The 10,319-nt window shown below is 48.1% G+C and carries 8 protein-coding genes (1 of these 8 cut by a window edge); 1 reads left to right on the top strand and 7 read right to left on the bottom strand.

The window, feature by feature from the left end; all coding sequences use genetic code 11:
- Nucleotides 1–774, bottom strand: the 5' portion of a protein-coding gene (locus MYF79_RS07055) for a DUF4476 domain-containing protein (protein WP_247813196.1). The gene continues 1,020 nt to the left of window position 1, outside the view; the window shows 774 of its 1,794 coding nt (coding positions 1–774); it begins with the start codon at nucleotides 772–774; its stop codon lies off the left edge, out of view.
- A gap of 81 nt (nucleotides 775–855) precedes the next feature.
- Entirely contained in the window at nucleotides 856–1,356 is a 501-nt protein-coding gene (locus tag MYF79_RS07050) for a biotin/lipoyl-containing protein (RefSeq protein WP_247813195.1), read from the bottom strand.
- 177 nt (nucleotides 1,357–1,533) lie between these two features.
- On the opposite strand from MYF79_RS07050, the gene MYF79_RS07045 reads away from it, so the two are divergent.
- A complete protein-coding gene (locus tag MYF79_RS07045; RefSeq protein ID WP_247813194.1) occupies nucleotides 1,534–4,071 on the top strand; it encodes a M1 family aminopeptidase in 2,538 nt (845 codons plus the stop codon).
- 295 nt (nucleotides 4,072–4,366) lie between these two features.
- Here MYF79_RS07045 and MYF79_RS07040 read toward each other — a convergent pair whose 3' ends face one another.
- Genes MYF79_RS07040 through MYF79_RS07020 form a run of 5 tightly spaced genes read right to left on the bottom strand, consistent with a single transcriptional unit; the run spans nucleotide 4,367 to nucleotide 10,232 of the window.
- On the bottom strand, nucleotides 4,367–5,770 hold the full coding sequence (locus MYF79_RS07040) for an MBL fold metallo-hydrolase (protein WP_247813193.1): 1,404 nt from the start codon (nucleotides 5,768–5,770) through the stop codon (nucleotides 4,367–4,369).
- Between the two features lie 42 nt (nucleotides 5,771–5,812).
- Complete coding sequence (locus tag MYF79_RS07035) at nucleotides 5,813–6,316, bottom strand: DUF4442 domain-containing protein (protein ID WP_247813192.1); 504 nt, start codon at nucleotides 6,314–6,316, stop codon at nucleotides 5,813–5,815.
- A gap of 7 nt (nucleotides 6,317–6,323) precedes the next feature.
- Nucleotides 6,324–6,836 (bottom strand): thioredoxin family protein, encoded by a 513-nt coding sequence (locus MYF79_RS07030; RefSeq protein WP_247813191.1) that lies wholly within the window; start codon nucleotides 6,834–6,836, stop codon nucleotides 6,324–6,326.
- Nucleotides 6,837–6,852: 16 nt separating this feature from the next.
- Nucleotides 6,853–8,940 carry a polyphosphate kinase 1 gene (ppk1, locus tag MYF79_RS07025; protein ID WP_247813190.1) on the bottom strand — a complete coding sequence of 696 codons (2,088 nt, stop codon included), beginning with the start codon at nucleotides 8,938–8,940 and terminating at the stop codon, nucleotides 6,853–6,855.
- Nucleotides 8,941–8,942: 2 nt separating this feature from the next.
- The gene (locus MYF79_RS07020) at nucleotides 8,943–10,232 is read right to left on the bottom strand and encodes a Pycsar system effector family protein (protein WP_247813189.1); all 1,290 of its coding nucleotides are present in this window, start codon (nucleotides 10,230–10,232) and stop codon (nucleotides 8,943–8,945) included.
- Nucleotides 10,233–10,319: the final 87 nt, after the last annotated feature.

The following is a 10,319-nucleotide window of genomic DNA, read 5'->3' as shown; positions in this document are numbered from 1 at the left end:
CGTATTTTCTCCTGCCGGCGCCGCAGCTACCGGTGCTTTGGGCTCTTCTGCTACAATATCATCCGGGCGATCGTCACTTACTACCTTATCCAGTGCCTGGGAGAATTTATTGGATTGCTTTACTGGACGGGTACCGGGACCTACCGCTACCCCGCTTTTGGCAGGGAATGTAGAATCAAGGTCTTTCTTCAGGGAAGCCATCATCGCCTGCTTTTGTTCTTCTTCCGAAACAGCCGCCGGCGGTGCTGGTACAGGCGGCGCAGGTACCAGTGCAGTATCTGCAGATGCAGTTGCCGGCGTTGGCGGCGTTTCAGGCACATTGGCAGCTACTGCCGGTGCAGACGCCGTTTCCTGGGCAGGCACCACCTCCGCTGCAGGAGTTTCCACAGCCGCTACAGCTTCTTTTTTCTTTTCTTCTCCAGGTCTGATCACCGCAAATGTCTGCAGGTTGAACAATGCATATCCTCGCTCACCATCCTGCTTTAACAGGTAACCCTGGTCGGCCGGCCCGGTAATACGCACCTGGTATTGACGTTCCGGCGCATCGCTTTTGGCGAAACCGATCCGGAGATTAGCTGTACCAGCCGGCATCTTGGACAGGATCAGGTAACCCCTGTCTGAAGACGGGATCAGCTTACCATCATATCTGACATAAAAAGGCTGGGATCTTTCACTTTGTATATAGACAAAATACTGCTGCTCCTGGGCCAACATGCGGAAGGTCATCCCAAGAAAGAACAGTGTGAATAAAGATCTCTTAAAAGTTTGCGGCATACACATTTCTTGAATAACTATGAATGACGGACTAAGCCGTCATTCCGGATCGCTTATGATTGATTTAATTAATTACAAAATCTATTCCAAGATAACCAGCACCTCCCCCTTCTCTACTGCCGTACGTTCTTTCACCCTTACTTCTTTTACAACGGCATCCGCCGCCGCCTTGAACACATTCTCCATTTTCATGGCTTCCAGTATCAGTACCGGATCGCCCTTTTTTATGGCCTGCCCCGGTTCTACCAGTACTTTCAGCACTAATCCCGGCATAGGCGCCTTCAGGTCATTCACCTTTCGCGTCAGGGCATCTTTCATACCCATTTCCGCCAGCAACTGGTCAATCGGTTCTTCTATGACCACTTCATATTCCTGCTGATCGATCATAATAGTGACCGTTTTTGTGTCGCGGTCCACCTTTATTACCTGGGCTACATAGCTCCTGCCGTCCAGTATAACACTATGATTACCATTTGGAAGTGTTACTCCCGACCATTTAACTGGCTGGCCATTACTGGTAAAAGGGAACGAATTCGTATCGACTACAAACGGCTGCTCTCCATTCACAATTGCTTTTATCATAACATGGTATTTAACTGGACAGCGACAAAAATAACATTTTTACACACTTACCGGCCGCGGGCTTTGCGAATGATCCTGAATTATGGCCAATTATCATGATTTAGTTAACATTAACAGCTCAGATCACAATTATTTGTGATAAAACCTGTTAATTCGTGCCAAAAACAGTTTACAATCATGTTCAAACCTTTGCAGCACACGCTCAAAAGTGTACTGTTGGCTAGTCTCTCCGGGATAATTTATATTGCCCCGGTTGCTGCGCAACAGGCCCCCTCACAGCAGGAAGATCCCTCCCTTAAAATCTATCGCGCCACCTCAACAAAAGTGCATGACCTGGTACATACCAAACTGGATGTTCGTTTCGATTATGCTAAAAGATATCTGATAGGAAAAGCCTGGCTTACCCTGAAACCGCATTTTTACCAGACAGACTCCCTCACACTGGACGCTAAAGCGATGGATATCAAACAGGTAGACATCGTAAAAGGAGGCAGGAACATTCCCCTTAAGTACCGGTACGACAGCCTGCAGCTGCATATTGCACTGGATAAGGCGTACCAGAGAACCGAATCTTTTATTGTCTATATAGATTACGTAGCCCGTCCTGAAGAGGTAAAATCTGAAGGCAGCGCTGCCATTTCAGAGGCTAAAGGCTTGTATTTCATCAACCCTGACAGCAGTGTAAAGAACAAACCCGTACAGATCTGGACACAGGGTGAAACAGAATCCAGCTCCGCCTGGTTCCCGACTATAGACCGCACCGCCCAGAAAAGCACTGAAGAGATCAGTATTACCGTGGATAAGAAATATGTAACCCTTTCCAATGGTAAGCTGGTTAGCCAGAAAAACAATGCTGACGGCACCCGTACCGATTACTGGAAGATGGATCTGCCTCACTCCCCTTACCTGTTCATGATGGCTGTAGGCGACTTCGCTATCATCAAAGATCAGTGGAAAGGTAAAGAAGTGAACTATTATGTAGAAAAGGCATATGCACCTTACGCCAAAGCTATTTTCGGTAATACCCCCGAAATGATGACATTCTACTCCAATATACTCGGATACGAATATCCCTGGGCAAAATATTCCCAGGTAGTGGTAAGAGATTACGTGTCTGGCGCGATGGAAAATACTACCGCCACCATTCATGGCGACTTCCTGCAGAAAACAGACAGGGAACTCCTCGACAATAACAACTACAATGAATCTGTGATCGCCCACGAGTTGTTCCACCACTGGTTTGGCGACCTGGTAACTGCAGAATCCTGGAGCAACCTGACCCTGAACGAATCTTTTGCTGATTACAGCGAATACCTCTGGATGGCTTATAAATACGGTAAAGACGCTGCAGACGATCATTCTTATAAATCAATGCAGAGCTATCAGAAGTTTGCCCAGTACTCCGGCGACAAAGACCTGGTACGCTTCCACTACCATGATAAAGAAGATATGTTTGACGCTATCAGCTATCAGAAGGGTGGCCGTATCCTGAACATGCTGCGTAACGTAGTAGGTGACAGCGCCTTCTTCAAATCGCTCAACCTTTACCTCAAAACCAACGCCTTCAAAGCTGCGGAAGCCCACCAGCTGCGTCTTGCATTTGAAGAAGTAAGCGGTCAGGACCTGAACTGGTTCTTTAACCAATGGTACTTCGGACAGGGATATCCGGTACTGGACATCAGATCCAGCTATGATGAAGCCGCCAAAACCGTTACAGTTACCGTAGAACAGCAACAACAGGGTAACAAGATCTTCCAGTTGCCGGTTGCTATTGATGTGTATGCCGGTGGTAAAAAGGTACGTCACAAGGTGACCATCACCGATAAAGTAAGCACCTTTACCCTTCCATCTGAGCTTAAACCAGACCTGGTAAACTTCGACGGCGACAAAGTACTGCTGGCCACTAAAAAAGAGAACAAGGATATCGATGCCTACATCTTCCAATACAGCCATGCGCCGGAATACCTGGACCGCCGGGAAGCCATCGAGGCCTGCCTGAAAGAACAGAGCAGCAATCCGGCAGCCCTGAAGGTAGTAGCTGCAGCCCTCAGAGATAAATTCTACGGGTTGCGCGCAATGGCCATTAATGGCCTGAAACTGACAGATCCTGCTGTAAAGGCGGCAACCTTCGCGACCCTCCAGGAGCTTGCGAAGAAAGACGAGAACGCAACCGTACGCGCTGCTGCGCTGGCACAGCTGGGTACACTGAAGGATGCTAAATTAACGCCGATCTTCGAAGCAGCCGCAAAAGACCGTTCTTATGCTGCTGCCGGTGCTGCCCTGGAAAGCCTGGGAGCCCTGGACCTGGAAAAAAGCTATACGCTGGCCAAACAAATGGAAAAAGATTCCAAAGGTGCCCTGAGCAATGCAATCGCAGCCATATACGCACAGAAAGGCAATGAGGCTGACCTCGACTTCTTTGCAAAGACTTTCAATGAAGCCAGTGGCCAGGATAAACTGGATGCAGCCATCCAGTACCTGTCTATCCTGAGCATTGTAGATAATACCGACGAAGTACTGAAAGGCGTGGATGGCATCAAACAGATGGCTCTTTTGTTCAACAACAAAATGGTCAACAATTACCTGGTAAGCCTCCTGCAGCCGATAGCCCGGAATAAAGAAGAAAAAGCAGCTTTAGCCAGCCCCGACAAGAAAACGGGTTTGCTGAAGCAAAGTGAGTATATGAAGAAAGTAGCCAGTGAGCTGAAGAATTAACTGCAATAGTGCAAAAAGAGAAAGGGGTTCGTCCGAGACGAGCCCCTTTCTCTTTTTGCACTATACGTTCCTTGTACTATACAAGTAGAGAGATTCGCTTCGACTATCCTACCGGTTCCTACCTATAAGCACTACAGTCCTACATTTCACCTGCCATTCCATAGCGTTCGCTATAGAACAGTGCCTATAATGCTATAGAAGAGCGCCTGTAAGTAGTAACTTCCATCAAATCTCTACCGAATCTCCGCGCCATCTGATACCTATCGGTCAACATATCGTCCTGAACAGGAATGAGTTATCCTAATCCAACCTCACTATGCCGTTCCGGGATCTCTATGTCCGAAAATCCCTTCTTTATCAACCAGTTACGAAATATTTGCTGTACTTCATATTCCCCATGTACCAGGAATAATTTCTTTACCTCCCTGGGGTCCTGGCAGGACAGCCACTGGCTGAGATCCTCATAATCGCCATGGGCGCTCATGGAACGGATCACACCTACCTCTGTCCTCACCTCATAGCGGGTGCCATAGATAGACACTTCTTTAGCCCCTCTCATCAGGCGGCCGCCCAGGGACTGTGGTTCACAATATCCGACTATCAGGATAGTGTTCCGGCTGTCGCTGATGTTATTGGCAATATGATGCTTCACCCTCCCGGCCTCCGCCATCCCCGAGGCAGAAATGATCACACAGGGCGATTCACGAAAGTTCAGGGCTTTCGATTCATCTACAGTTTCGATATAATGCAGGCCGGGGAAGTCGAACGGATCATCATCAATTTCCAGCAGTTTGGCTACCGTTTTATTGAATACCTCCGGATGATGCCTTACTACGTCAGTCGCCTCCAGCGACAAAGGACTATCCACAAAGATGTCCACCTTAGGCAATTTACCATCCAGGCTTGCCCTGTTCAGTGCATACAGAAGCTCCTGGGTACGACCTACACTGAAGGCCGGGATGATCAGTTTTCCCTTCTTCACCTTGCAGGTATCATGAATATATTTGATCAGCAGATCGTCTGAAGGAGCAGCCTCCGCATGTAGGGTGCTGCCGTAGGTAGATTCCAGTAAGATGTAATCGGCCTGGGGAAAAATATCCGGAGATCGCAATATAGCGTCGTTATACCGGCCTATATCTCCACTGAAAGAGACCTGTGTGGTCTTTCCATTTTCGGTAATGCGTACGTGTACCGCAGCACTCCCTATGATATGCCCCGCATCGGTGAAATAGACTTCCACATCCTCGTCAATCCGGAACCAGGTCTTATAATTTATTTTCTTCAGGTGGGTAACACTATTCTTGGCATCATCAACGGTATACAAGGGCACGACTTCAGGCTTACCTTCTTTTTTCAGTTTTTTGTTCTTGTACTTCGTATCGTCTTCCTGGATCTTGGCGGAATCCAGCAGCAGGATCTCTGTCAGGTCATATGTGGCCGGTGTGCAATAAATAGTTCCTTTGAATCCTCTTTTCACCAATAATGGTATCAGCCCTGAGTGATCGATATGTGCATGTGAGAGGATCATGTAGGTAACCTGCGCCGCATCAAATCCGAAGTCTTCATTCATTGCATCCGTCTCACGGCCCATTCCCTGGAACATACCGCAGTCCAGCAGTATCTTTTTGCCATTCTTTAAAGATATAAGGTGTTTAGACCCGGTAACTGTACGTGCCGCTCCGTGAAATGCTATTTTCATGTGGTGTTTTTGAAAAATGATCTGTAATGGTATATCTCCTGTCTATGCTTTTCCTTTGAATGACCAGGTGATGGCGAACGAGGCAATTACTGTGCCATCCCCGCTCTTCCCGATACTGTTCACCGTCAGCACCTCCGGTTCTCCGGTGGCGGCAGTACGCGCTATAGCGGCCTGTATGGCCGCGCCATCCTGGCAGGTGAACCAGGTCTTACCAGTCGCCTTTTTCACAAAAGAAGCTTCCATACCTGTCACCAGCATGGACACGCGTTTTGGAGCAGCAGCACGCACATACATCATGGACAGCAATCCTGTGCTCATCTCTGCCGCCATGGCCAGACAGGCAAAATAGGTAGAACGGAAGGGGTTCTGCGACAACCATCTGAATGGAACTACCGTAATGCACTGCTGCTCATCCAACTGCTTCAACCTTACTCCGGCCAGCCACGCACTGGGCAGCTTCCAAAAAAGAAAAAGGGAAAACTTTAAGGGATGCCCGGCAAAACGGATAAATGACCGGACAGCTGGATGAAACGTGGCGTGCTCCATAACGGCTTTATTGATTTGTGTAATGAGCTGGATTCAATGCCTCCGGCGACCACTGTTTCAGCATGTCGCCCACCTTCTCCTTATCATACGTATCTGCAGATTCCAGCAAACCCGAATTCTGCGTATGCAACCTGTTCCCCTTCGCATCCAGGATGACGAGTACCGGAAAACCAAAGCGTTGCGGATATCCCAACTGCTTCAGCAATGGCAGGTTCTTGTTCTCTTTGCTGTAATTCAGATGATATACTACATAGTTTTTCTCCTGCAGCGCGTTCAGTGTCGAATCTTCACGCACAAACTTATAGAAGCGTTTGCACCAGATGCACCAGTTCCCCCCGATCTGGACCAATACATGTTTTTTTGTTGCTGCCGCCTGCTGTTCCGCTTTCAGCAGATCAGCCGCCGCATCAGCACCAGGGTCATAGATGTGCTGAAGGTCCAGTACGGGCTTTTCCTGTGCATGTGCCATACCAATAGCGCACATCATTACCACAATGGGTAGTAATAAATATTTCTGCATACGTTAATTTATCTGTCTACAATGATTGTATATACTGGTATATAGCCTGCTGGGCATTTACACGCTCCTCACCTTCCTCCGGAACAATTTCAATATTACGTATTTCCGCATCCAGTTTCACTGCATTGGTATTATCTGCCAGCTGCAGCCTGATGATCTCTTTCAATTGTTCCCTCAACTGCGTGTCATATACCGGGAAGCAGACCTCAATACGCCTATGCAGGTTACGGTTCATCCAGTCGGCCGATCCCATATACACCTCTTCATGACCATTGTTATGGAAGATGAAGACCCTGGCATGCTCGAGGTAGCGGTCCACTATCCTGCGGACCCTGATATTACCGCTTTCCGGTTGTTCCGGCACCAGGCAGCAGATACTGCGGGCAATCAGATCTATCTCTACGCCCTCCTGGCTGGCAGCGTACAGGCTGGCAATCATCTCTTTCTCCTGCAGGTTGTTCAGCTTGATGGTGATCTTTGCAGGCCTACCCGCACGGGCATTTTCAATTTCACGCCCGATCAGTTCCTTAAAGCGGTCCATCATATTGAACTGGGCCACCAGCAGGTGCTGGAAAGTAAGGAAATTATATTTGCCCGGCTGCTCCCTGGCCTGCAGGTACAGGAACAGCAGTTCCAGTTCCTGTGTTATGCCGGGATGAGCCGTCATCAGCACATGATCTGTATAGAACCTGGCCGTCGTTTCATTGAAATTGCCTGTAGCCATCAGGCCCGCATAATCCCATCTATATCCCCGGCGGCGTTTCACCAGTGCGATCTTCGCATGTACTTTCAGGCCGGGTATGCTATATATGATCTTCACCCCTGCAGCCTTCATCTTTTTGGCCCAGCGGATATTGTTGGCTTCATCAAAACGGGCTTTCAGTTCCACGAATACAGTCACCTGCTTACCATTGTGAGCAGCGCTGATCAAGGCGTTCGCGATCTGTGAGCTGGACGCAATACGGTACAGTGTGATGTAGATCTCCTGTACATTAGGGTCCACCGCCGCTTCATTAAAGAAACGGAGGATGTAATCGTAGCGCTGATAAGGAGCATGTAACAGGATATCCCGTTTTGCTACTTCGTCCAGCAAACGGGGCGCTTTCTCCAATGAAGGCACCTGTACCGAAGGCTGTTTCGGATAGCTGAAGGCCGGCGATTTCACTGGCATCGGCAGGTCATTCAGGTCCTTCAGGTTATGATAACGGCCTCCTTCCACCATTTCTTCCGGCAGGATGTGGAAATAAACTGACAGGAGTTTCTGCAAAGCCAGCGGCATGGCAGCGTCAAACAGGAAACGGGTAGGGATGCCCAGTTCTCTCTTCTGGATCATGGTCTCTACCTGCTCCAGTATATCGCTGGCCAGTTCATTCATGTCTGTTTCCGCGTCGCGGGTGATCTTGATGCTGTAACAACCTGTTATCGTATACCCAGGGAACAGGAAGCCAATATTCTCCCTGATCACATCGTCCAGCATGGCAATGTAGTATACGTTCTCCAGTGCCGGCAGTTCTATAAAACGGGGCAATACAGCGCTGGGGATGTTCACCAGTGCATATTGCAGCATATCGGGAGTGGCGTCTTCGGTAAGGGAGACAACAAAGTACAGTTGGTTATTTTCCAGGAATACTTCCTCCGGTTTCTTCTTTCGCAGCCACAATGGCTGCAGGAAACTCAACACCCTTGTCAGGAAATATTCCCGCAGGTGCTCCAGATGTAAAGTATGTAAAGGCTCATTATAGTACAGGTGTATATTGTAACTACGCAATGCGGGCAATAAATGCCCCGTCAATGTACGTCCGAATTCTCCCAGTTGCCTGTTGATCTCGCGTTGGATGGCAGGCAATGTGTCCTGGGAAAGGATATCCTCTCCGGCTACATCGGGATTTCGATGCAGCAGTTTGTTCACCGCCAGGATCGCCGGCATGCGTACACGAAAAAATTCATCCAGGTTGGAAGAGAAGATCGACAGGAATTTGATCCTTTCATACAAAGGCACTTCTTCATCTTTAGCCATGCATAGTACCCTGTAGTTGAACGACAACCAGCTAAGGTCACGGTCATACAGGGGAACATTCGCAGAAATAGTCTTGTTATTACTCATGCTTAATTCTTCACCGGAAAAAATAGGGCGGCTATCAGGAACGCCAATACGGAAATGATCAGTCCAAACATAAAGATGTTGTAGGCGATGCGCAATTGTCTGTATTTCTTGCCCAATACCACACCCAGGTGGTAAATGTCCTGTATCATGCTGCCGTAGACATAATCGTTATCTTTCATCATCTCAGTCATGCCCCAGCTATACTCTTCCAGGGACATCTTATGGAAGTTACCAAAGAAGAGCAGGTTGGTCTTTTTACTGTCGATGTCTGCCTTGGTGAATTTCCCGATATTGATATTAGGGCGTGTAGCCAATACAGAGAAGATGATGGTCAGCACACCTGTGAGCAGGAATATAAAGGCGGGGATGATCAGGTTGGGATAATCTTCCAGTCTTCTGAACAACACACCCAATATAACGGAGATGATAATAGAGTTCACCGAGATCATGATATGCGCCTTACTGTCTGCCATGGAGCTAAGGCGGATATGATTGGTAGAAGTGGTACGGAACATGGTTTCCACGCCTCTTCCCGGCTTGGGTTCTTTTTCTTTCTTCTCCTTTTCTTTTTCCTTTTTACCTTTCTCTTCCCTGACAGGGACGGGTGCTTCACTGTCGGCAGTGGCTACAGCAACAGCGGTTTCATGTGCTTCTTTCTTAGCCGCTTTTTCTTTCTTATGCGCCTTTTCCTCCTGTTTTTCCAATTTACTTTTCAACCTGGCGATGTTTTCTTCTTTTTGTTGTTGCAGCAATGCCTTGCAGTATGCCGTGAAATAGTGATGGGACTCCTGCAGTCGCAAAGAACCTGCATTCCAGGTAGCGCCGGGGATCTCTCTGCCAAGTGTCAGTTCCATTTCCTGCCTCAGGAGGCGGGAACGGTCTTTGAAGTCCTTGGTACCAAGGTGAAACAGGTCTGCATCACATACGATCTCTTCCAGCAGGTTCTGTGGGTTCTGAGGCATTTTGGTGGCCATAATACAGCCAGCTACCTGTAGTTGTACATTTTCAGGAATCTGTTGTACATTTAAGAACTCCCTGGCCATCTCTGCTCCTTTCTCTTCATGCATTTTCGTTTCTCCCACCAGGTAGCCCAGATCATGGAACCAGCATGCTACCAACACTACGAGCAGTTCATTCTCCCCTAGACGGTAATGTGCTGCAATCTGCTGTGCTGCTGCAACTACCAGCTTTGTGTGTTCTAAATTATGATACACCAGGTTAGGGTGAGGATGTTCCTGGTATTGCTTCGCAACATATGATTCTGCTGCTTCTATGATTAATCCTGTTTGCATAAGCCTTAGTTAAAAAAGCGAAACTGAGATCAGCAAGTTACTGCATTTTTTGAGTTAATTTTATTCCATGAATACGCAATGCCGGAT

Origin of the sequence: Chitinophaga filiformis (assembly GCF_023100805.1) — a bacterium.
Lineage (GTDB): Bacteria > Bacteroidota > Bacteroidia > Chitinophagales > Chitinophagaceae > Chitinophaga > Chitinophaga filiformis_B.
This window is presented reverse-complemented; position numbering and strand designations above follow the sequence as displayed.